This window comes from uncultured Aquabacterium sp. (genome assembly GCF_913773725.1).
GTDB lineage: Bacteria > Pseudomonadota > Gammaproteobacteria > Burkholderiales > Burkholderiaceae_C > Aquabacterium.
The window spans coordinates 14,306-37,146 of the sequence record NZ_CAJYGK010000136.1; the positions used below are offsets into that span (position 1 = coordinate 14,306).

The window sequence follows — 22,841 nt, forward strand, 5'->3', positions numbered from 1 at the left end:
CTCACCGGCCAATGCACCCGGTCCGGCCTCGCGTCAGCGCACCGTCTCGTCGTCGGAGGTGATTTCTATCACGACGCGGGCCGGCCGGGGCTCGCCATGCCGATACCCGGGCTGCATGGCGGTGGCGGCCAGCGGGGCGATGGCCTGAAGCGCCCACGGGCCGTTCGGCTCGGCGGCCAGGGGGCGCACGTGCACGATCACGCCTTCGGCCGACACCCAGACGGCCACCGTGAGGCGCGCGCGATAGCGTTGCTGCAGCGCCGACTCGTCCAGCACCCAGCCACTCAAGGGCCGGGGCGGCTCGTCCAGGTCATCTGCCTCCAGATAGTCAGCGAGCCAGCCAGGCGGTCCCTCGATCGGGCGCAGCGCCTCGGGCGGTGCTTCACGCGGCACGGGGGAGCCGAACTCGGATGAGGGCGCCGGCGAGGGGCTCGCACTGCCCGGCTCGGGGGAAGCGGCGCGCGGCACGGCGAGCGGCGTGACGGCATGCGGTGTCACGTCCGCGCCGCCAGTGAGGGCCGGGCGAAGGATCCGAACCGAGCGCACCGACAGCCCCTGGGAACGGGATCCGCTGACCGTCGATGCGGCCTGAGATGCGCGCCCCGGGTCGCCTGCCCCGCTGCGCGCCATCCAGCTCCACCACAGCCCAGCGTGGGCGGCGACCACGCCCAGCACCACCATGGCCAGCCCGGACTGGCGCAGCACGGGTCGCCAGGGCGACCGGTCGCTCAGCGCCAGCACTCCGCCACCGCCGCGGCGGCCGTCGCGTACCGGCCGCCGAACGTTCCGCTTGCGACGCCCTTCACGCCCTTGCCGGTGACCGTCGGGTTGCCGCAGGGGTCGGCAGCCATCGGGCCGGTCGCCACACGGGTGGCGGTCAGGGTGTAGGACTGGCCATCGGCCGCCACCTCCACCGCCAGCGTGTACACCGCTGCGCCCTCTCCACTGGGCGGGCTCGCGCTGAACGGCTGGGTGGAAAACAGGCCTGCCGCACCGTCCACCGTGTCGCCAGCGGTGTTCTTCTTGTAGCTGTAAGCGTCGCTGTAGAAGCGCTCCATCCACTGCTGAGCCAACGCCATCTGGGTCTTGAGCTGGCCGCGGTGCCCTTTTGCCACGTGCTCACGGTACGAAGGGTAGGCCACCGCAGCCAGGATGGCGACCACGGCCACGGCGATCATCAGCTCGATCAGGGTGAAGCCCGACGCCACCACCGGGCTACGGGAGAGACTGCGGGACGTGCTCATAAGGTCTTCATGCCGGGAATTTCGCGCCACTGGATGCGCAACTGGTTGGCCGGCGCACACATGAGCGCGTCGGTGCTGGCGCCCAGGCGGCGCGTCTTGATCTTGCCTGGAGGGCAGGTGCTCGCTTCGTCCACCGTGCACCTGCCCTCGGCATCGCAGCGGGTCTTGGTGGACGTGTCGCGCACGTTGATGACGCGCTGATCGGCGCTTTCCATGCCGAAGGGATTGACCTCGATCGGCGTGCCATCCGGGCCGAGCACCGTGCGCCGGGAGAAGAGCCCTGACACGGGCAGGCCCGACGTCGGGCTGAGCGCATACACCGACGCTTGTGGCGCCACGCTGCACGACTGGCTTTCGTCTTCAGCAGGGCGAACGGAGGTGAACAGAATGAAGCTCTGACGGTTCACGGGCGCCGAGATGACCGATTCCCCACCGGTCGGGAAGTCGAAGAACCAGCCGTCGTGCGTCGAGGGGTTGAAGGACGTGGCCGCCTCGGTGGCCGGCACGGGCACCAGGCTGGTGCCCACGCGCTTGGCCAGGTAAATGAGGCCCGTGCTGGGGTCGCGCACCAGCAGGCGTTGCAGGAAGGCCGTGCTGTCCAGCGTGCGCGTGCCGGTTCCCGGCAGCGGGTTCGGTGTGGCCGACTCCGGGGCGGGGGTCACCTGGTCGCCCACGTAGCGGCCCTTGTCCCACACGGTGAAGAAGCGGTAGGTGGTGGTGCTACGCGGGAAGTCACCCGCCTCGATGGCACGCCCTGTACCGAAGCTGACCAGGGCTCCGCCGAAATTCGGGAAGGTCACCACCGGCGAGGTCGTGATCGGCAAGGCGGTACCCGCGCTGTCGACGGCCGAGAAGAAGGGCACCGGCACGTCACCTGTACCCAGGAAGGCACTCTTCCACCGCGCCGGGTCGCTGGAGCGGATGTCGAACTTCCACACCCGGCCCTTGAGGTCGGTCGCGTAGACGATGTCGGCCGTGGTGTTGTTGTCCAGGTCGACCCAGGTCAGACCCATCAGCCCGTTGTCGGTGTCGGTCGCTGCCGTGGCCAGCTTGCGGTAAGCCCGGGGCACGCCCGCGCTGTCCTTCCAGCCCGACGAGTCCGGCCCGGCCGCATCCAGGATGAACAGCACCGCGCGCCCGGTGGCGGACTTGTAGCCATTGGGCACCAGCACGCCAAAGCCACCCGAGTTGAGCCGTACCACAGGGTGCGCCTGGCCGGACGCATTGTGGCGCACCGGGTCCATCAGCACGTGCCCCAGGTCGTTGTCATCCTGCGCGGTGAACACCCATTTGAAGGTAGAGGCGGCATTCGCCTCGGTCAGGGTGCTCGGGTCGGTGACGTCCAGCGCGAACACGCCCTTCCCGCCCCGGCCCAGGCTGCTGTAGAGGTAGGTCCGCCAGGCAGCACCGGTACCGCTGCCGATCAGCACATCGGCGGTGAAGGGGCTGCCTTCCATCAGCGGCGTGGCGGTCGTGGTGCGCACGTCGAAAGCGTTGCTGAGTTGGGCGACGACAGGGCTGGGCACATACGACAGCACCGGAGCTCCGGAGGTTGCCCGGAAACTGTGCAGCATGCCGTCCTGCGCCCCTACCCACAGCAGGCTGGCGCGCGAGGCCTTGGTGACCGAGAAGGCGTAGTACGACGGTGTCCCGCTGGCAAAGTCGCTGTCCGTGAAGCGTGCCGCCGACTTGGCGTCCTGCAGCCACGGCGAGGAACTCACCACCGCGCCCATCAGGTTGGTATCGTCACGGCCGCGGAACACCACCCGCTCGTTGCTGCGCCCGCCTCGGAGGTAGTCCACCAGTTGGTCCGCACGAGTCCGCAGGGCCTCCGTGTCGCCCCCACCCAGCGCGATCTTGTACAGCGGGGTCGCGCCGGCGGTCGCGGCGGCCGACGCGTTGATGGCCGTCGTGGTGAAGGCCATGCCAGACGCCACACCCGTGCTGCTGACCTGGTTGGTGATGATCTGGCGCGTGCCCGCCGTGGCAGCCGTTGTCAGCAAGCGACCGGCGTCCCACAAAGGGGTGGCGGCGAACTCGCCATTGACCAGCTCGTAGGCCTTGATCGTGCCGTTGAAGGTCTGTGCGTTGAACTCGGCCACAAACTTGTAGCTGCCGTTGATCAACTGAGCGGACGACACAGCCGGCAGGGCGTTGCTGTTCTGCACGATCTTCTCGAGCAGCACGCGCAGACGCGACTCCAGCAACTCGGGCCGCCGGGCCAGGAAATAACCATCCGGTTCACCGTCGGCACAGGTGGCGCCCGACGCACACGGCTGACCGTTGTTGTTCTCCTTGTCCCAGTTCACGGCGGTGGTGCCGCGCCGGGCTTCCGGCAGGGCCGAGGTCGACGTCGCAAAAGTGGTTTCGCCCGTGTCGAAGCTGCCGTACTTGGCGATGTACCACAAGGGATCGCGCAGGGTGACGGCATCCACACCGGCGGACACACGGAACTTGGTGGCCACGGTGGTGGTGAGGTTCACCGTGCCGGCACGCTGTTGCTCGATGAAGCCCACCGAGCGGGTGGTGGTGCCGAACCGCAACTGGCTCGGCCAGCCGAACCCGTCAGGATCACTTCCTCCGGTAGCCGTGGTGCTGGGCTGACGGGGCATGCCGCTGTCGGTGAAGTTGCATCGCAAGGCAAACCCAGGCTGGGACAAGGTCGCTGGCACCGACAACGTGCTGCAATCGCCCGCCGAGCGGAAGCCGTTGGAGCCGTGGGTCAGGTAGCGCCCATCGGCCTTGAATTCGCTGCTGGGCGGGGCATCGGCGCCCATGATGCTGAAACCATGCGAGCCCCCGGCGCCGGCGTTGTGGTTGAGCACGTCGGTGAAGATCTCGAGGTCATAGCCGGTGCTGCCCGAAACGGGCGTGAGCTTCCAGCGAATGAACCCCACCAGGTCCATGTCGTAGTCGCCGCCGAACTGGGTGTCGTTCCAGGTGACGACGTAAGCGCCCGAATCGGCGCTGGAATAGAGGGAACGGAAGGTCAGCATCGCGCCCGGGATCAGGCCCTCTGCCGCGCCGTGGTTCCAGGAACTTTCGGGGGTGATGTAGACCTTGCGCGAGGTGCCGGGAATCGGCACCTCGATGCGGGCGACGCCCCCCGCCAGCGAAGCCGCGTAGGTTCTCACGCGCAGGGCCGCGGCCGGCAGGCGGCTCGTCAACACGGTGCGACCGGTCGCGTCCGTCAGTTCCGTGGTGCGCCCCCCGGCCCCCCCGATCTCGCGGATGGCCCGCGTGTTGGCGAAGAAGGCAGCGCCTGCGCCCAGGTAGGTGCCCTTGATACCCGGCGCTTCCGGGCACACGCCCGCGACGCTCGACAGACCAGGGCTGTAGACGCCGCCGACGAGATTGCCCGCGCCGATCGGCTTGGCCGTGCAATCGACGCCGAAGCCGGCACTGGCCGAGCCCACCGAGCGGCTGGTGCCGTTGATGCCCTCGTTCCGTCCCACAGCATCGGTCAGTGCTTGAAGGGTGTTGCCACTCTGCCCATTCAGGCTGGCGAACCGGTCGAACAAGGCATAGAGGTCTTCGGTGCTGCCGGCTTCGTCCGTGTCGTAGTTGGTGGCGCCACTCGAGATGGCCAGAAGGTTGGTCGCCCGGCAGATGCCTCGCCCGTACAGCGTCCTGCGGGACACGCTGGCCACGGGGTCGGTGAGGGTGTCGTTGAGGGGATCCCTGCGCGTGACCCCGGTGGGGAAACCGACGGCCGCATCGCGCGTGGTGCTGCTCGGGTCCGACACGGACTGACCTGCCAGGTAGGAAAGGGCCTGAACCACCATTTCCGACATCGGGTTGCCCCACGAGGCAAAGTTGCCGTTCGTGATCACGCTCGGGTGAACCCATTCCCCATAGCCGTCGGGACGGGTCCGGCCGTAGCTGCCCACGTCATACAGCCGGATGGCGTCGAACGAGGCGATGATGCCGCCGCTGCTCGCACACGTGCTGGGACGGGTGCCGCCGATGCGATGGCAGAAGCGACCACTGACCGGGTCAACCTCGTCATTGAGCGAGCCGATGTTCTTGCGCAAGGCCCCACCGCGCAGATTGGAGTCGTAGCTGCCGGTGATCAATCCGAACTCGGCACGTGCGGGCTGGTCCGTCTGACGGGTGGTGCCGAACTCCTGCAAGAGGCCGACCGGCTTGAGCACGGGCGAGGTGGCGCTGCCATACGTCTGGCAGCGCTCACTCCCGACCCAACCGGCGCGGCAGGCTTGCACGCGGATCTGCAGCTCCGGCCCGATGGTGGTCGATGCCGCGGTATAGGTGGCGCCGTCGGTCGACTGCACCGGCAGGTTGGGCTTGTGGGCCGTGGGATCACTGGCCAGCCTGCCCTGGTTGGGCCCGTACTGGCTGTAGAACGCGGTGGCCTTGGTGCCAAAACTGAAGCCGGACAGCTCGCTGCTCCAGCGGCACACCGTGCCCGGGATGGTGGCCCACAGGCTGAAGTTGCCCTTGAGCACGCGCATCACTGGCGCACCGGGTGAGCTGGTGGTGGGATCGCTGTTGATGGTGCCGCGGTTGCAGATGGTCAGTCCGGCGCCGGCCAGATCGGTGGCGAACGAGAAGGGCGTGAAGTCGCGGACATCGTCGCCCGCGTAGTACTTGACGAACGAGTGCGCATCCTGTGACATCTGCGCCATCTCGAGCGTGGTGTCCGTGCTCGAGTCTTCGCGCCGGAAACCGCCATACATCATCTTGCGCACCACGTCGATGCGCGTCATGGTGGCCCAGTTCAGGAAGTTGCCGCTCCAGTAGCGTCCCGTGGTCGGGCAACTGTAGCGGGTGGTGCTGGACACGTTTGCCACAGGCTCGAACCGCCCCCCGGTGCTGTGGCTCGGGTTGTAGCTGTAGCATTTCAGGGAGTCGAAGTAGCCGTAGTAACGGAAGGTCGGCTTGAAGGTGTAGTCGTCCACACCGTCGCCATCGATGTCCTCGTAGTCGGTGTAGATCGGCGAGAACAGCGTGTGGTCGCGCGAAGCCGCGAGCATCATCATCGGCCCGCCCACCCCGTACCCCACATTGGGCGGGTAGGCTGACAGCGAGGTGGTCACGAACGCTGGAGAGACCGCGCGGGCGGCCTCGGTGGCCAGCAGGCCACCGCACAGCAGGGCAACGAGGCCCAGGAGGCCACGGAGCATCCATGAACGGGCAGACAGGAAGGACATGCTGCAGCGACGACGTAGGAGGTGAACGAACCGGCTCAGAGAGCCGGCACGAGGAAGTAGCTCTGCATCACCACCTCGGTGCCGGACCGGTACCCGAATCCGCGCGCGGTGATACGGAAGAAGAACGATTCGCCCCGGCGAATCGGCTCGATGACGTACTCGGGTTGCCGGGCCACACCGGTCACGGCCGCAGCACCGGTGAAAACGCCCAGCGGCACGCCTCCGTTGAATGCCGCACAGGCGGCGGCGCTGGTGCGGGTGGGCTTGGTGCTCATGTCGTTGTTCCATTGCCCGCCTTGCTCTGCGGGCCACCAGGGCTCGCCGACCTTGGTCGTAGCCGCCGCGGCGTAATCGGTGTTCTGCCAGTCCGCGGTGGCGCACTGCCCCCTTCGGCAGGCGCTGGTGAATCGGGCAATCTGGTTGAGCACGGGCCGGTCGTCGCCCCGGGCGCACACGGCGCCGGCCGGCGCAGCGCCCGGCGCCAGCATCAGGTCCTTCTCGGCGTCACGCAAGGCCGCCTCGGCGGCCTGCCGGGCCACCTGGATGTCCAGCTGATTGCGGGAAACCGACTCACCCAGCAAGGCCGAGCGGGCACCCACCAAGGCCATGCCGGCCAGCGCGATGATCAAGGCCAGCGCCACGATCAAGGCCACGCCACGCTGGCGTTCAAGACGAGCGGCTGAAGGCAGGGACAGGCGGCTCACAGCGGCAGCTCCACGGTACGCAACTGACGGTTCTTCACGCCGAACACCTGGGTAAAGGTGCGATAGACCACTCCACTTGGCGGCGTCACCGACGTGCCATTGCAGTCGACCACATTGGCGCCGCCCGTGCCGCCATCCTGGAACCGGGTCGATGACAGCGACCGCACCATGACGCACAGGCGCACCGAGGCGACGCGCTGCCAAGGCTGATAGACCGCCCCGTCGCCCAGCGTGAGTGCCGACAAGGCCCGCACCTCGGTGGCGGTCAGGTAGGTCTGCGGGCGCAGCGTATCGTCCGAGAACACGCCGTAGCGGACGGTCATCTGGACCACGCCGGGGACGAGATCAACGGTTGAGCCACCTCCGTTGCCACGGCAGGCCAAGGCGAAGGTGTTGATCCGCTTCCCCTGGTCGTCCACATAGCTCAAGGCATTGAGAAAGAAGCGGTTGGCCACCAGCAGCGGCGACGTGGGCGGCAAACCCATCGTCCCCCGCGCCTCCTTGACCGGACCGGACGCGCTGGTCTTGGTGACCTCCCCTACGCGACCCGCGTTGTAGAGGGTGTCGGCCCCGACGTCAGCGCGACTGCAGTCCCCCCGCTGCCCCACGTCCAGCGAGAACGCATCGTTCGTGAAGTAGGAGACGACGAGCGTGTCCGAACCCGACGGATCACCTGTCCCGTTGGCCACACACCCACTGAGCGTGGCATTGAGCTTGCCGTCCGCGCAGCCATAGAGGCCATAGAGATACGCGTCGGGCACGACCCCGCCGTTGAGCCCCTTGACCGCGGCGTCGTAGGAAACCAGCACATTGGTCGAAGGCACCCCGCTGCCCACGGTCGGCTCCGTGCTCACCACGGGGTAGAAGCCGGCGTTGGCGATCTCTCGCCCCAGCAATTCGAGCACCATCTGGCCGGTCTCGAACAGGGCGGCCGTCTCATCGGTGGCACGCTGGGTAGCGCGCGATCCGACGAACAGACGTGTTGCCACCAGAACGACCACCAGGCCGATGACCATGGCCACCATCAGCTCGACCAGGGTCAGGCCGCGCGCAGGTCGGTTCTTGATGGCACTCATGGGATCACCGTGAAGTTGGCGCAACGCACGCCATCGGGCGCCGCTGCCGCAGAGGGACACCGGCTCGTGCTGGCCAGCACCGTTTCACCGGCTGCGGCCGCCGAGGCGGCTGGCGCCCCCAGGCGCACGCCACCGCCCAGCAACTCCTTGTCCGCCCACATGAAGGTGACGGTGAGCCCGCGCGGCGCATCGCCACTGACCAGCACGGATCCCAACGGCAGGCTGCGGCGGACGGTGGCTCGCCACTGAGCCATGTCGTACTGAGCCAGTTCGACCGCGCTGCACGTGACGGATCCACAGTCCCGCGAAGCCGTGGGCACGTCGGTCCGCGACTGGGTGGCCCAGTTGTCGGACACCAGATAGGGCGACGTCCCGCTGACGAGACCGGGCGCCTGGTCCAGGTTGGCGCGCACGCGCTCTGCGTAATCCGCCAGCAGCACCGACAACTGGGCACGCTGCGACGAACCACGCTGGTACTTGACCGTGGCCGATTGGAGCGCCGCCATGCTGACCATGGCCAGGGCCACGATCAGCAGCGACACCAGCACTTCGATCAGCGTGGCACCACGTTGGGGAAGTTGAGGCCGGATCATGCGCATCGGTCACCCGAACTCTTGGGCAGATCGGCAAGCAGGCGCCCTTGCATGTTGAGCTTGAGACAACGGGCATGCGGGCTGCCGGCGTCGGCCGTGTCGTTCAGCAGGATCGTGCGGCCCGTGGAGCGCAGCACGCCCCGAGCATTGAACGTGTGCAACGATGGTGGTGAACCGCCCTGGTCGATCAGGGTGTAGCGCGCCGCGCCGGGCTCACGCACCGCGATGATGTCGGCGGCAGCCGGGCCACCTGCCGCCACCGCCCCGCAACCGGGGTTCGCAAACACGATCCAGCCCTGGTGCCAGTTCCCCAGGTTGGCTGCGGTCGACTCGCAGGTCGATGCTGCCGAAGAGGAGAGCGGACACAGCGAGACGCAACTGTTGCGCGAGATGGCGTCGAGCCGGGCCCGGTTGAAAGCCGAGGCAAAGTCGGTTTGAAGCCCCTGCATCGCGCTGCGCGCGATGAACTGCTGCATGGCCGGCGCAGCGATGGCCAGCAGGATGACCAGCACGGCCATCGTGATGACCAGCTCCACCAGCGTGACGCCCTGCGCTCCCCTGTTCTTATGTCCTTGCCACTTCATGCAAGGAAATATATCGAGCGTGACAAGGTTCACAAATGCCGCTCGTCCGCCTCCGGGCGCCGTCCGTCGATACGGGGGCCCGCAGACGACGGTTCACCCCCCCTGCCCCCTCACTCAAGGGCTAGGTTTCTTCCCGGTCTCCTTGATCGCCGCCACGAACTCACTGACGTCGTCAAAGCTGCGGTAGACCGACGCAAAGCGCACATAGGCCACCTTGTCCAGCTTGCGCAACTCCTTCATCACCCACTCGCCGAGCTGGGTGGAGGTGACCTCCTTGTCGCCGGACTGGCGCAGGCGCGCCTCGATCGCCTCGATGGCGGACTCGACCGACTCGGCGCCCACCGGCCGCTTGCGCAAGGCCAGCATGAGCGACGCCTTCAACTTGGCGCGGTCGAAGTCCGTGCGCCGTCCGTCGCGTTTGACGATGGCGGGCAACTCGATCTCGGCGCGCTCGTAGGTGGTGAAGCGCTTGTCGCAGGACTGGCACTTGCGGCGTCGGCGGGTCGAGTCGCCTTCGTCCGAGTCACGCGTCTCCACGACCTGGGTTTCAGGGTGTCCGCAGAAGGGGCAACGCATCGGGCAGCTCTCAGGAAGTCAAATGCAGAAAACCCGGCGAGGACGGTCGGTCCTGGCCGGGTCTGCGATCAGTCACGCATCAGCGCGCAGCTCAACGGTAGACGGGGAACTGACGGGTCAGGGCCGACACCTGCTCGCGCACGCGGGCGATGGTGGCTTCGTCGTGCGGGTTGTCCAGCACGTCGGCGATCAGGTTGCCCACCGCCACGGCCTGCTCTTCCTTGAAGCCACGGGTCGTCATGGCCGGCGAGCCCAGACGGATGCCCGAGGTCACCATCGGCTTCTGCGGGTCGTTCGGGATGCCGTTCTTGTTGCAGGTGATGTGCGCCTGGCCCAGGATGGCTTCGGCTTCCTTGCCAGTCAGGTTCTTCGGGCGCAGGTCGACCAGCATCACGTGGCTCTCGGTGCGGCCGCTGACGATGCGCAGGCCCCGCTTGGTCAGGGTGTCAGCCAGCGCCGCGGCGTTCTTCACCACCTGTTGCTGGTATGCCTTGAACTCGGGGCTCAGGGCTTCCTTGAAGGCCACGGCCTTGCCGGCGATGACGTGCATCAGCGGGCCGCCCTGGATGCCGGGGAAGATGGCCGAGTTGATCTTCTTGGCGATCTCTTCCGAGCGCATCAGGATGATGCCGCCACGCGGGCCGCGCAGGCTCTTGTGGGTCGTCGAGGTGACCACATCGGCGTGCGGCACCGGGTTCGGGTAGACGCCCGCGGCGATCAGGCCGGCGTAGTGGGCCATGTCCACCATGAAGTAGGCGCCGATTTCCTTGGCGATCTTGGCGAAACGCTCGAAATCGATGCGCAGGGCGAAGGCCGAGGCACCGGCGATGATCAGCTTGGGCTTGTGCTCACGGGCCAGGGCTTCCATCGCGTCGTAGTCGATGTCTTCCTGGGCGTTGAGGCCGTAGGACACGACCTTGAACCACTTGCCCGACATGTTCAGCGGCATGCCGTGGGTCAGGTGACCGCCTTCGGCCAGGCTCAGACCCATGATGGTGTCGCCGGGTTGCAGCAGGCCGAAGAACACGGCCTGGTTGGCCTGCGAGCCGGAGTTCGGCTGGACGTTGGCGAATTCGGCGCCGAACAGCTGCTTGAGGCGGTCGATGGCCAGTTGCTCGACGACGTCGACGTGCTCACAGCCACCGTAGTAGCGCTTGCCGGGATAGCCTTCGGCGTACTTGTTGGTCAGCTGGGAGCCTTGGGCTTCCATCACCGCCGGCGAGGTGTAGTTCTCGGAGGCGATCAGCTCGATGTGGTCTTCCTGACGGGTGTTCTCGGCCTGGATGGCGGCGAACAGTTCGGGATCGACGTTGGCAATGGTGTGCTTGGCGCGGTCAAACATGACTTGGCAGTCCTCTTCATGGTGTGAAGACCCGCGGCCCGAATCCCGCCAGGATGACGAGGTCGGCGTGAGGGCTGCCCAGGCGAACGGCTTGGCGACACGGTGCGGGCACCGGCCGGCTGCGCTTCCCGGTGGTTCACCACCTCAGGCCGACTTCATCAGGCCAGAGCCGGATGGAGCCACCGTGTATCGCCAGTCGCGCAGCGGGATGGATTGTAGCGGAGGGCGCCGGGGGGCGCCAACCGCCTTCCGTACCGCCCCCTGGCGCAAGGCCATTCAGTGCAGAGACAACACCGCCACCTGCTCGGGACGGTGCGGAGGCGGCTCGGCGGGATTCGCGCCCGAGGCCGCCCCGCCCTGCTGTGCGCCGGCAGGCGGTGCCGCCACCGGCACGGCCTGAACCGGCGCAGGCGCCGCCGACGGGGCCACGGCCTGCACCGTGGCCTGAGGCAGCGGCGACATCACGGGCACCTGGCGGCCCGCCGCCACCTGGCGAAGGTAGGCCTGCTCGGCCAGTACCTTGGCGCCATAGCCGCCATCGTCCGACAGATTGGCTGCGCCGACGTAGTACTTCAGGCCGCCCTCCAGGCTGCCCGCACGGCGGATGCAGTCGCGCAGCACCTGCACCCCGACGCGTAGGTTGGTGACAGGGTCGAACGCCGCGTTCTGCCCGCCGAAGATGGCGTACTTGTCATGGTGGACGCGGGTCATCACCTGCATGAGGCCTTGCGCACCCACATGGCTCTGGGCAAACGGATTGAAGCCCGACTCGACGGCCATCACGGCCAGCACGAGGGTGGGCTCCACCCCCATGTGCTGCCCCACGGACCAGGCCTCCTGCACGAGGCGGCTGATGGGTTCGGGCGCGACGTTGTAACGTCGGGCGATCCAGTAGGCCACCGCCGCCTGCTGGCGGTTCAGCTCCTTGGGGTTGGCGGCCGTGGCGCGCTGGATGGCTTCCGGCTCGGCCAGCTCGGCCAGGGCCGACGCGTCTTCGGCATCGGCATCCTGCGCCACGCGCTGCTCGGCCCGCTGCAGCAGCCAGCTCAGGGCGCGACCTTCCAGATCGTGACGCAGATCGGGCCGGTGCGCCAGAAACAGGGCTGCAGCCACCGCGGCCAGGCCCAGCATCGCCAGGGCGTTGTGGCTGACGCAGCGCAGGCCACCCATCACGTCGGACAAGAACAGACGGACGGCGGCCATCACGCCACCTGCCGCGGTGCGGACGGCCTTCGCCCGCTGAGGAACCACTGGTGCGGTCGGCACGGGGCCTTCCGCTGCACGGTCAAACGCTGTCATGTTGCTCCTTTCCCCACCGGCACCCGGGACACGACGACGTCAGGTCAAGGACCCGACCACGCCATGCCCGAGCGGCAGTGATAATGGCCCCGGCTGGACGATGGCGGCGCTGTGCAAAGGCGCAGAGCCATCACGAAAGGCAGGTCCGAACGACATGGACCGCGAGGGTGTGCCAGGGCTGGCAGCGTTGCGCCTCATGTTCGAGGCGCAAGGGATAACCCGGAAAAATCAGACTCCGGGCTCAACGGAGGCGGATTCTAGGCAGCCTTGAAATAACCAGTCAAGCATAACGGATTCATTCTTTATAACTTCACAAAATGAAATACCGCGATCTTCGGGACTTCGTCGGCGGCCTGGAAGCCCAAGGCGAACTCCGCCGGGTCCGCGAACCCGTGTCGGTCCACCTTGAAATGACGGCCCTGTGCGACCGCGTGCTGCGTGCTGGCGGACCCGCCATCTGGTTCGAACAGCCCACCGGCCAGGGCACCGCCGAGGCACCGGGCAGACGCCATGCCATCCCCGTGCTGGCCAACCTCTTTGGCACCCCCCGCCGGGTGGCCCTGGGCATGGGGGCTCAGGATGTGAGCGAGCTGCGCGACATCGGCCGGGTGCTGGCCAGCCTGAAGGAGCCGGAGCCCCCGCGCGGCCTGAAAGACGCCGGCAAGCTGCTGCACATGGCCAAGGCGCTGTGGGACATGAAGCCCGCACAGGTGCGCCGCGCAGCCTGCCAGGAAGTGATGCTGGAACAGGCCGATGTCGACCTCACGGCCCTGCCCATCCAGCACTGCTGGCCGGAGGACGCGGCGCCGCTGCTGACTTGGGGCCTGGTCGTCACGCGCGGGCCGCAGAACGTGCCCACGCCCCGCCGCAGGCAGAACCTCGGCATCTACCGCCAGCAACTCATCGGCCGACGCCAGCTGATCATGCGCTGGCTGGCGCACCGTGGCGGCGCACTCGATTTCCGAGAGTTCGCGCTGGCCAACCCGGGCCGCCCCTTCCCCATCGCGGTGGCATTGGGCGCCGACCCGGCCACGATCCTGGGTGCCGTGACCCCGGTGCCCGACAGCCTGAGCGAGTATCAGTTTGCCGGCCTGCTGCGCGGCAGTCGCACGGAGGTGGTCGACACCGGGGTGGGCGAAGGCGACCTGCGCCTGCAGGTGCCCGCATCGGCCGAGTTCGTGCTGGAAGGGCACATTCCCACCGCCCCGACCGGCTATGAGGGCGTGAGCGAGCACGGCGTGCCACTGAAAGAGAAAGGCGGCTACCTGCACGCGCTGGAGGGGCCGTTCGGCGACCACACAGGCTATTACAACGAGCAGGACTGGTTTCCGGTGTTCGAGGTGACGCGCATCACACACCGCGACAACCCGGTCTACCACTCGACCTACACCGGCAAGCCGCCTGACGAACCCGCCGTGCTGGGCGTGGCGCTGAACGAAGTCTTCGTGCCCATCCTGCAGAAGCAGTTTCCCGAGATCGTCGATTTCTACCTGCCGCCCGAGGGTTGCAGCTACCGCATGGCCATCATCAGCATGAAGAAGGCCTACCCAGGGCACAGCAAGCGCCTGATGTTCGGTCTGTGGAGCTTTCTGCGTCAGTTCATGTACACGAAGTTCATCGTGATCGTCGACGACGACGTGAACATCCGCGACTGGCAGGAAGTGATCTGGGCCATCACCACCCGCATGGACCCGGTCCGCGACACGACCCTGGTGGACAACACGCCGATCGACTACCTGGACTTCGCATCACCCATCAGCGGACTGGGCGGCAAGATGGGCCTGGACGCAACCAACAAGTGGCCGGGCGAGACCCAGCGCGAATGGGGCCGCACGATCACCATGCCGGACACGGTCGAACGGCGGGTGGACGATCTGGTCGCCGCCATCCTGCAGCCCTCGAAGCGCGCTTGAGCGCAGGTCACAGGCCCCGCTCCGTGCCGCAAGACGCGTCCTGCCGCTGAATATGTAACAAGGGCTTGCGAGACCCACGGGGCCGGCGTAATCTTCATGCACCTGCTCAATGCAGGCACCACAAGGGACGCAGTCACTGCGTCCTGGGAAGCGGCAGACAACGCGCTCTGCCCTTTCCTCGGACGGCCCGCGCGCCGCTCCAACCCCCGGCTTAGTCCGGGGGTTTCTCGTTTCAGGCGCCTGCCAGCCAACCCAGCCACTCGCGGAGAACCTGCCGCACATTGCTCACCCCGTCGGTGGACGGCAGCCAGTCCAGCAGGGGCCGCTCGCTGGGGCGCCAATACGCCACCGGCGCGGGCGTGACGCGGATGATGGGCCACTCGGGATGCTGGACCAGCGCCTTGCGCGTGGCCTCGATGAAGGCCCGCTGGGCGCGGGGCATGTGGGCCGCATCGGTGACCAGGACGATCTCCCGGACCCCCTGAGGGGCGAGCAGTGCCACGGTGCGCTGGGCGTTCTCGCGGGTGTCGGAAGAGGTCCCCTCCACCCACGTCATGCGCATCCCGTGCAGCCGCTCGGCCATGCGTGCGGCCACCTCGGCCTCGCTCGATCCGACCTGCCCCCCCTGCTGTGCCCAGCCCACGCCACCACTGAATCCGAGTGGCAGCCCGGTTTGTCGGCTCAGCCACACCCCGTATGTCAACCGCCGCTCGGAAGACGGCGAAAGGGCTGAAACCCCAAACTCCGGAGCCAGCCGTTCCAGGCCGCCCCCCAGCACGATGATGGCAGCGGGCGGTGGGGTGGTCGCCCCCTTCGACGCGCGGCGCCCCTGAGCCTGATGGGCGCGGCCTGCTTCTTCCAACCGCTGTTGCTCGGCCCCGAACAGGGCAGGCGGAGGCCGCATCGCACCCTGCTGAAGCCACAGTGCGGTTTTCTGGCAACTGCTGAACCACAGGCCCGCCACGCCCAACAGCAGCAGAGCGTAACCCCACCCGCGGCGCGGCAGGATCAGCCGAGCCCCCACCAGCACGAGCACCAGAAAAGGCACAGGCGGCAGGGCCAGGGCCGTCAGCAGGGGTTTGGAAGCACCCCAGTCCACCATGTCATCCCCCTTGAAGCGGCACACTGCCGCGGTGGTTTTGATGCCGGTACCGCGTCCTGCCCCGCACACGACAAGGTTTGAGCCCGCACCGGATAATGGGCCAGTCTAAGCGGAGACCCCATCCATGCCTTCCAGCCCACCCGTCTCGCCTCACGCCCCCGCGCTGGCCGAAGCCACCTTCGCGGGCGGCTGTTTCTGGTGCACCGAGGCCGTCTTCCTGCCGCTGCGCGGCGTGGTGAGCGTCGAATCCGGCTACAGCAACGGCCATGACCCGGTACCAACCTACGAAGCCGTCTGCAGCGGCGAGACCGGTCACGCCGAAGTCATCCGTGTGCGCTTCGATCCGGCTCAGATCAGCTACCGGCAGTTGCTGGCCGTGTTCTTCGCCACGCACGATCCGACGTCGCTCAACAGGCAGGGCAATGACGTGGGCACGCAGTACCGCTCGGCCGTCTTCACGCACGACAGCCAGCAGGCGCTGGAGGCGCGCGCCTTCATCGAGGAGCTGAACGCCACGGCCGTCTACACCCAGCCGATCGTGACCGAGGTGACGCCGGTGGCGAACTACCATCCGGCCGAGGCCTACCACCAAGACTATTTTGCGCAGCACCCCCACCAGGGCTACTGCGCATTCGTGGTGGCCCCCAAGGTGGCCAAGGCCCAGCAGGCCTTTGCCGACCTGCTCAAGGCCTCGTCGTGATCTGCGCCCCTCAGGGCGCCAAGCGCTGTCTCAGCCAGCTGCCATCCGTCTGGCGGACGTAGGCGATGCGGTCGTGCAGACGCGAAGGGCGGCCCTGCCAGAACTCCCAGCGGTCCGGCACGAGCCGAAAACCGCCCCAGTTCGGCGGCCGTGGCGGATCATCCCCCAGTTCCGCCTGACGCCGGGCCCAGGCCGCCTCAAGCTCGGCGCGCGAGGCCAGCACCTGGCTTTGCGGTGACACCCAGGCGCCGATGCGCGAGCCCAGCGGACGGCTGCGGTAGTAGCCATCGGACTCGGCGTCGCTGACACGCTCGACGCGGCCCTCGATGCGCACGACGCGTTCCAGCTCGCCCCAGAAGAACTGCATGGCGGCAAACGGGTTGTGCGCCAGGTCCTGGCTCTTGCGGCTGTCGTAGTTGGTGAACCAGACCAGCCCCTGCGCATCGGCCCCCTTGAGCAGCAGCACGCGGGTGGATGGTCGACCATCGGCCCCCACCGTGGCGACCGTCATGGCGTTCGGCTCCAGTGCCCGCGCGTGCACGGCCTCGTCAAACCAACGATGGAACTGGTCGATCGGCTCGGGTGCGACCTGCGCCTCGTCGAGTTCGGCCTGTTCGTAGCTCTTGCGCATCTGCGCCAGATCGTGAGGAGAAGATTTGTCCATGGCGCCAGTATCGGGCACATCGGCGCCCCGTGACGATGACGGACGTCAAGCCCCGCCGCGCGGGTATGCACTTAGGTAAAGGCACGGTGGTGCGGTGCAACAAACGGCACGACACTGGTGCACAGCCAGCCCCTCGCCATCATGCTTCGCCCTGCCACCGTCATTGTTCTCGCCAGTCCGGCGCCCGATTCGGGCACCGCTCATGGCGGAAGCGTGGACAGCGCCGCCAGGGCTTTGACATGCACCCTACAGAGAGTGATCGAAAGCGGGCTGCCAGCGTTGGTGGTTACAGCCCCGGAGATGGTCTCCACGGCCGGAGCCATGATGCCGTTTTCGAACGTGCTGCCACTGGAAGACAACTGGGGCACCGCCCCTGGCAACTGGATACCCGCTGCGATCAAGGCCGGCGTGGAGGCCAGTGCAAGTGCGGGAGGATGGATCCTACTGCCCGTCCGACCACAGCCTCCATCTGGAGAGCAACTTCAGGCGATGGCAAACAGCCTGACCTCGGCGCCGCTGGTCAAGGCTGCTGAGCCGTCCCCCGCTCCCGCCATGGGCGTCGGCGCAGAGCTCTTCTCAGAGCTGGTCCGCCTCACGCACGCAAGGGATTTGAACCGCTTGGCGAGCCGATACCCAGTAGCTACTTTGAACAAGTGAGCACATCATCGTTCTAGGGATGAGGCGGCTTTACGGCCGACCCACACCTTTTCGCCTTGAATCAGAATGAATAGCCGAGGCTTATGTTGAAGATGGTGTTGTCCAATGTTTGCTTTTGCTTGCGGGTGTAAGTACCCAGATCGCTCCCGCCCTTGGTTTCCGCAATCAACTGGGTCAATTTCGTCACCAAATTGGAGTCGATGTACGCACGATTACGCGGATTTTGTGTCGCATTGATTTGGTCCACGACCGTCTGAGGATAGTCCTGCAATACGCCGTCACCGGTCTTGAACATCGTGTTGTACGTCGTAACAGTTGCCTCGGTCTTGATCTGCACCGTGCCAATGGCAACACTCAGGTGCATGTTGTCGCTCAGCCGTGCCATCAAGCCCGCAAACGGCCCTACCCCGAACGCGTTCTTCAGCTTGGCTGTGCTGCGCCCCCCGACATAGCTGTCATACGCGCTCGTTGTACGCGTGTCAAAGAAGACGGCGTAAGTGCCACCGATGCCGAGATAGGGCCGCACGCGCTGATCGCGCGGACCGAAATAGCGACCCAGCACCGCGAGAGGGGGGAGCATCTTGGTCTCTAGGATCTGCTTGCCGTTGAGGCCATTTGGTCGACCGCGGGCGTTTACCCCTTCGCCATAGGCTTTGACTGTCAGAGGAGCAGCCAGCACATAAGCCTCCGCCACCCAGGTATGGTCGTCACTCAACCAGTACCCGATGCTGAGCGTCAACGTCGCAGAATCGCCCGCCTTGGACTTGATGCCCGGCGGCGTTCCTAACGCGAGACCATTGCGCTCCAGGGTCGCGGCCAGGATATTGACGCCGTCGATCCCGGAATACGCCTTCAATTCATCTCCGGTCTCCACGGCAGCCAAGTTGTAATCCAGGTTGGCTGCACTCAGGGGATGCTCATCAGGCAGAGAGTCACCATAAGCCGCGGCGGCCCGGATGTCTGCCGCGGTAACCACGGGCCCTGTCACGTCAACCGCATCGCTGGATTTCGTCTTGACTCCGATACTCGTGTACCCCAGCCGCATGAAGAGATTGCCCCGTACCGCATTGGACAGTTGCTTGGCCATGTAGGGGTCTGGCGAAGCACTCTGCGCGGCCGCGCCACCGGCCGCACCGGCCAGGGCTGCCATCGCAGCAAGGTTCAGAGCGAAGCGTCCACAGCGACTCATGATGTCTCCGTTAACCGTTCAACGTTTTCATTTTCCATGATGAAAACAGCCGCTCACGTGAGCGCGAGCGGCTGCTCTCATGAGTGAAGTGGGCGACCCACTTCACTGCGTCTTCCCGAGACGGCTTACTTGGCGCGGCGACGTGCCACGGCAGCAATGCCGACCAGACCCAGGCCCATCAGGGCGTAGGTGGAGGGCTCGGGGATGGGCGGCGTCGGGGGCGTGGATGCCTTGGTCGCGGTGATGGTCGACACGATCGAGCCGTAGCTGGTGATGCCCTTCATGGCCACGATGCCGGTTTCGGTCAGGCCCAGCGACTTGGCGAACGTGTTGAACGCGTCGCCCGTGGTGCCGCCAGCGATGGTCAGGCCGGTGATGGTCGTGATGGCGGTGCCGTCCTTCAGGGCGGTGTCACCCGTGATCGAGGCGATGTCCCACAGGTAGTAGTTGGTCTTCGAACCCACGCCGTTGGCACCGTTGATGTCCACGTAGACACGCTTGGCCACCAGGTCGACGTTGATGTTGGTCACCGACAGCGAGCCACCGGTCGAAGCCAGGTTGTCCTCGCCTTCGATCGTGGCGGGGGCCACCATCAGGGCACCACCGGAGGTGGAGGCACGGGTCACTTGACCGGACACGGTGTCGACGACCAGCGAGGTGATCGGCGCATTGAACACCGGGCGGTTGCCGTCGGTGTTGTTGTACTTGCCGGTGGACGTCTTCAGCAGCGTGGCGGTGGCCGGCGTGACGGCCGACAGCTGGATGCCGCCGGTGTTGATGGCGGTGACCAGCGAACGGTCGAAGGTCAGGGCGCCGGAGCCGCCCGTCAGGGTGTAGCCATTGACCGAGCCGCCCACGGTCACGGTCTGCGAGGCAGCGCTGGCAGCGCCGACTGCCACGAGGGCAGCCGCGGCGACGATGCTCTTCATTGCAAGTTTCATCTTTATCTCCACTTCAAAGCGGCCCTTTGGGACTTCTCTGCGCTCCGAAGGCATCCGCGTGTTCCTTCGGTTCGCACAGACCTTTAAACGTCTGTTCGTATGAAGGATAGTGGGGCCGCCGGTGTGGAGACAACGCGGGGGACCCTGCCGGGACGTGATTAATTCCCCTGGAAAACACGGAGGCACCGCGCGCCCCCCCGCGTTCGTGCGTCGGGGTTACCCCCGACATGCCTTCAAAGCGTGACTTTGGCGAACTTGCGCTTGCCGACCTGGATCACGAAGGTACCGCGTTGAATCTTGAGACTTTTTTCACGGACGACTTCCCCGTCGACGCGCACGCCGCCCTGCTCGATGAGGCGCAGTCCTTCGCTGGAAGAAGCCACCAGGCCCGCCTGCTTGAGCAACACGCCGATGCCCAGGCCCTCGTCTGTCGCAGTCAGCGTGAGCTCGGGAATGTCGTCCGGAATTCCTCCGCGTGCGCGGTTGACGAAATCCTGCAACGCCTCGTCCGCGGCCTGAGCGCTGTGAAAGCGCGTGACGATTTCCTTGCCCAGCAGCACCTTGGCATCCCGCGGGTTGGCGCCGGCTTCGCAATCGGCCTTCAACCGCGCAATCTCGTCCAGCGGACGGAAGCTCAGCAAGGTGAAGTACTTCCACATCAGGTCGTCGCTGATGCTCATCAGCTTGGCGAACATGGTGTTGGCCGGCTCGCTGATGCCGATGTAGTTGTTCTTGGACTTCGACATCTTCTCGACGCCGTCCAGGCCTTCCAGCAGCGGCATCGTCAGGATGCACTGGGGTTCCTGGCCGTATTCGGCCTGCAGGTGTCGCCCCATCAGCAGATTGAACTTCTGGTCGGTGCCGCCCAGTTCCAGATCGGACTTCAGCGCCACCGAGTCATAGCCCTGCATCAGCGGGTAGAGGAACTCGTGCACGCTGATCGGCGTGTTGGCCTTGAAGCGCTTGGTGAAGTCGTCGCGCTCCATCATGCGGGCCACGGTGTAGCGGCTGGCCAGCTGGATCATGCCGCGCGCGCCCAGCGCATCGCACCATTCGCTGTTGTAGCGGATCTCGGTTTTCGCCGGGTCGAGCACCAGGCTGGCCTGCTTGTAGTACGTCTCCGCGTTGGCCTTGACCTGTTCTTCGGTCAACGGCGGGCGGGTCGCATTGCGGCCGGATGGGTCGCCGATCAGCGAGGTGAAATCACCGATGAGGAAGATCACGGTGTGCCCCAGGTCCTGCAGCTGGCGCAGCTTGTTCAGCACCACGGTGTGGCCCAGGTGGATGTCAGGCGCGGTCGGGTCCAGGCCCAGCTTGATGCGCAGCGGCACGCCGGTGGCCTCCGACCGGGCCAGCTTCTTGACCCAGTCGGCCTCGGGCAGCAGCTCGTCCACACCGCGCAGGGTGACGGCCAGCGCCTCACGGACACGGTCGGATACGGGGTGATCGGGCGTAGCGGGTGCGGGATTTTCAGGGTGCAGCATGACGGGCCATCGGGTGGAATTCGGCGGATCGGCGTGCCCCACGATGGGGCTATACTCCGCAGATTGTGCGCGCGCGCGGGCATGGGCCTTGCGTTCGACGCGGGCTGATTTTAGGGGAGCAGGCTCGCGCCCCTCCTCCAGAAACCAGAAGGATCCCAGTTTTGACTTCGCCCAAGCAGATCAAGACCGCCACGCCCTCGCCGCTCACCACCCTCGCCCACCGCGCCCAGGCCCTCCAGGCCGCCGCGCACCGTCACCCCCGTCGCGTCAGCGCCGCCGTCCTGGCGTTGCTGGCTGGCTCGGCCGTGACCGCGTTTGGTGTGGCACCGCTCACCACCCTGCCCGACACCGCCCAGCCCACCGTGGTGGAAGTGGTGGAGCCGGTTCAGGCCCCCGCCCTGACGGCCGAGTTGAGCCGGCTGGATGCCGAGCCGCTGGCGCTTTACCGCAGCGACATCACCCGCAGCAGCGACACCGCAGACAGCCTGCTGCGCCGCCTGGGCGTGGACGACGCCGACGCCGCGCGCCTGTTGCGTGAGGACCTGGTCGCCGCGTCCATCCTGCAGGGGCGCACCGGCAAGGCCGTGAAGGCCATCGTCGACGACGGCCGACTGCGCGAGCTGGTGGTGCGCGGGCCTGCCGCGTCGGGCGATCAGCTCGACACCCACTTCACCCGCATCACCATCCAGCGCACGACCACCGAAGGACAGGTTCACTGGGATGTGCGCAGCGAGCAACTGCCGCTGGCACGGGCCCAGCAGCTGGCTTCGGGCACGATCCGCTCGTCGCTGTACGCCGCGGCGGACGATGCCCGCGTGCCGGACGCCGTCACCAACCAGGTCGCCGAGATCTTCGGCAGCGACATCGACTTCCGCCGTGAACTGCGCAAGGGCGATGCATTCAGCGTGCTGTACGAGGCCCTGCTGGCCGACGGCGAGCCGGTCACCTGGACCAGCGGCACCGGCCGCGTCCTGGCTGCCCGCTTCATCAACAAGGGCGAGGTGCATGACGCCGTCTGGTTCCAGCAACCGGGCAGCAGCAAGGGTGCGTACTTCGACCTGACCGGGCGCAGCAAGACACGCGCGTTCCTGGCGTCACCGCTGGCCTTCTCGCGCGTGACCTCGGGCTTCGCCATGCGCTTCCACCCGATCCACAAGACGTGGCGCGCTCACCTGGGCGTGGATTTCGGTGCCCCGACCGGCACCCCGGTGCGCACCGTGGGTGAAGGCGTCGTGAACTTTGCCGGTGTCCAGAACGGCTATGGCAACGTGGTGCAGATCCAGCACGCCGGCGACCGCCAGACGGTCTACGCCCACCTGAGCCGCATCGATGTGCGCAAGGGCCAGCGCGTGGAACAGGGGCAGCTGATCGGCGCCGTGGGCGCCACGGGCTGGGCCACCGGACCGCACCTGCACTTCGAATTCAAGGTCAAGGGACAGCAGGTCGACCCGATGGTGGTCGCCCGCGCCTCGGAGGCGCTGCAACTGTCGCCGCAAGCCTTGGCCAGCTTCCGCAGCCAGGTCGGCGCCATTGCCGCCCGCCTGGACATGGCCAGCGAATGGGCCTCGGCAGGCGCTCAGTCCGGCCCCCGCTTCGAATAAG

Annotated in this window: 18 protein-coding genes and 1 riboswitch; of the genes, 3 read left to right on the forward strand and 15 right to left on the reverse strand. The window is 66.8% G+C overall.

Annotation, left to right across the window (positions count from 1 at the left end; genetic code table 11):
• Positions 1-33: 33 nt before the first annotated feature.
• The 10 genes from QZ709_RS16010 to QZ709_RS16055 form a co-directional block, all read right to left on the reverse strand.
• The gene (locus QZ709_RS16010; protein ID WP_294638399.1) at positions 34-741 is read right to left on the reverse strand and encodes a hypothetical protein; all 708 of its coding nucleotides are present in this window, start codon (positions 739-741) and stop codon (positions 34-36) included.
• Positions 729-1,244: a type IV pilin protein gene (locus tag QZ709_RS16015; protein WP_294638401.1), complete on the reverse strand. Its 516-nt coding sequence runs from the start codon at positions 1,242-1,244 to the stop codon at positions 729-731. The genes QZ709_RS16010 and QZ709_RS16015 overlap by 13 nt, the downstream gene beginning before the upstream one ends.
• Complete coding sequence (locus tag QZ709_RS16020; RefSeq protein ID WP_294638402.1) at positions 1,241-6,415, reverse strand: PilC/PilY family type IV pilus protein; 5,175 nt, start codon at positions 6,413-6,415, stop codon at positions 1,241-1,243. Before QZ709_RS16020 ends, QZ709_RS16015 begins: the two co-directional genes overlap by 4 nt.
• Before the next feature lie 35 nt (positions 6,416-6,450).
• Complete coding sequence (locus QZ709_RS16025) at positions 6,451-7,119, reverse strand: pilus assembly protein PilX (RefSeq protein ID WP_294638403.1); 669 nt, start codon at positions 7,117-7,119, stop codon at positions 6,451-6,453.
• Entirely contained in the window at positions 7,116-8,195 is a 1,080-nt protein-coding gene (locus QZ709_RS16030; protein ID WP_294638405.1) for a PilW family protein, read from the reverse strand. The genes QZ709_RS16025 and QZ709_RS16030 overlap by 4 nt, the downstream gene beginning before the upstream one ends.
• Positions 8,192-8,788, reverse strand: a complete 597-nt coding sequence (pilV, locus tag QZ709_RS16035) for a type IV pilus modification protein PilV (RefSeq protein WP_294638406.1) — start codon at positions 8,786-8,788, stop codon at positions 8,192-8,194. The genes QZ709_RS16030 and pilV overlap by 4 nt, the downstream gene beginning before the upstream one ends.
• Complete coding sequence (locus QZ709_RS16040) at positions 8,785-9,372, reverse strand: GspH/FimT family pseudopilin (protein ID WP_294638407.1); 588 nt, start codon at positions 9,370-9,372, stop codon at positions 8,785-8,787. Before QZ709_RS16040 ends, pilV begins: the two co-directional genes overlap by 4 nt.
• Positions 9,373-9,486: 114 nt before the next feature.
• On the reverse strand, positions 9,487-9,948 hold the full coding sequence (nrdR, locus tag QZ709_RS16045; RefSeq protein WP_294638409.1) for a transcriptional regulator NrdR: 462 nt from the start codon (positions 9,946-9,948) through the stop codon (positions 9,487-9,489).
• Positions 9,949-10,039: 91 nt separating this feature from the next.
• Positions 10,040-11,290 carry a serine hydroxymethyltransferase gene (gene glyA / locus QZ709_RS16050; RefSeq protein ID WP_294638410.1) on the reverse strand — a complete coding sequence of 417 codons (1,251 nt, stop codon included), beginning with the start codon at positions 11,288-11,290 and terminating at the stop codon, positions 10,040-10,042.
• A 69-nt stretch (positions 11,291-11,359) separates the two neighbouring features.
• Positions 11,360-11,500, reverse strand: a riboswitch (ZMP/ZTP riboswitch).
• 66 nt (positions 11,501-11,566) lie between these two features.
• Positions 11,567-12,493 carry a lytic transglycosylase domain-containing protein gene (locus QZ709_RS16055; protein ID WP_294638434.1) on the reverse strand — a complete coding sequence of 309 codons (927 nt, stop codon included), beginning with the start codon at positions 12,491-12,493 and terminating at the stop codon, positions 11,567-11,569.
• A gap of 413 nt (positions 12,494-12,906) precedes the next feature.
• Here QZ709_RS16055 and QZ709_RS16060 point away from each other — a divergent pair, with 413 nt between their 5' ends.
• Positions 12,907-14,502, forward strand: a complete 1,596-nt coding sequence (locus tag QZ709_RS16060) for a UbiD family decarboxylase (protein WP_294638412.1) — start codon at positions 12,907-12,909, stop codon at positions 14,500-14,502.
• Positions 14,503-14,734: 232 nt separating this feature from the next.
• Here QZ709_RS16060 and QZ709_RS16065 read toward each other — a convergent pair whose 3' ends face one another.
• Complete coding sequence (locus QZ709_RS16065; RefSeq protein ID WP_294638413.1) at positions 14,735-15,604, reverse strand: YdcF family protein; 870 nt, start codon at positions 15,602-15,604, stop codon at positions 14,735-14,737.
• A 124-nt stretch (positions 15,605-15,728) separates the two neighbouring features.
• Here QZ709_RS16065 and msrA point away from each other — a divergent pair, with 124 nt between their 5' ends.
• Complete coding sequence (gene msrA, locus QZ709_RS16070) at positions 15,729-16,304, forward strand: peptide-methionine (S)-S-oxide reductase MsrA (RefSeq protein WP_294638414.1); 576 nt, start codon at positions 15,729-15,731, stop codon at positions 16,302-16,304.
• A gap of 10 nt (positions 16,305-16,314) precedes the next feature.
• Here msrA and pdxH read toward each other — a convergent pair whose 3' ends face one another.
• The 4 genes from pdxH to tyrS all read right to left on the reverse strand — a co-directional run bounded on the left by pdxH (position 16,315) and on the right by tyrS (position 21,239).
• Positions 16,315-16,968, reverse strand: a complete 654-nt coding sequence (gene pdxH / locus QZ709_RS16075) for a pyridoxamine 5'-phosphate oxidase (protein WP_294638415.1) — start codon at positions 16,966-16,968, stop codon at positions 16,315-16,317.
• A 718-nt stretch (positions 16,969-17,686) separates the two neighbouring features.
• On the reverse strand, positions 17,687-18,814 hold the full coding sequence (locus tag QZ709_RS16080) for an OmpW family outer membrane protein (RefSeq protein WP_294638416.1): 1,128 nt from the start codon (positions 18,812-18,814) through the stop codon (positions 17,687-17,689).
• 125 nt (positions 18,815-18,939) lie between these two features.
• Entirely contained in the window at positions 18,940-19,755 is an 816-nt protein-coding gene (locus QZ709_RS16085; protein ID WP_294638417.1) for a PEP-CTERM sorting domain-containing protein, read from the reverse strand.
• A gap of 233 nt (positions 19,756-19,988) precedes the next feature.
• Complete coding sequence (gene tyrS, locus QZ709_RS16090) at positions 19,989-21,239, reverse strand: tyrosine--tRNA ligase (RefSeq protein ID WP_294638418.1); 1,251 nt, start codon at positions 21,237-21,239, stop codon at positions 19,989-19,991.
• Positions 21,240-21,400: 161 nt separating this feature from the next.
• Here tyrS and QZ709_RS16095 point away from each other — a divergent pair, with 161 nt between their 5' ends.
• A complete protein-coding gene (locus tag QZ709_RS16095; protein ID WP_294638420.1) occupies positions 21,401-22,840 on the forward strand; it encodes a M23 family metallopeptidase in 1,440 nt (479 codons plus the stop codon).
• Position 22,841 lies beyond the last annotated feature (1 nt).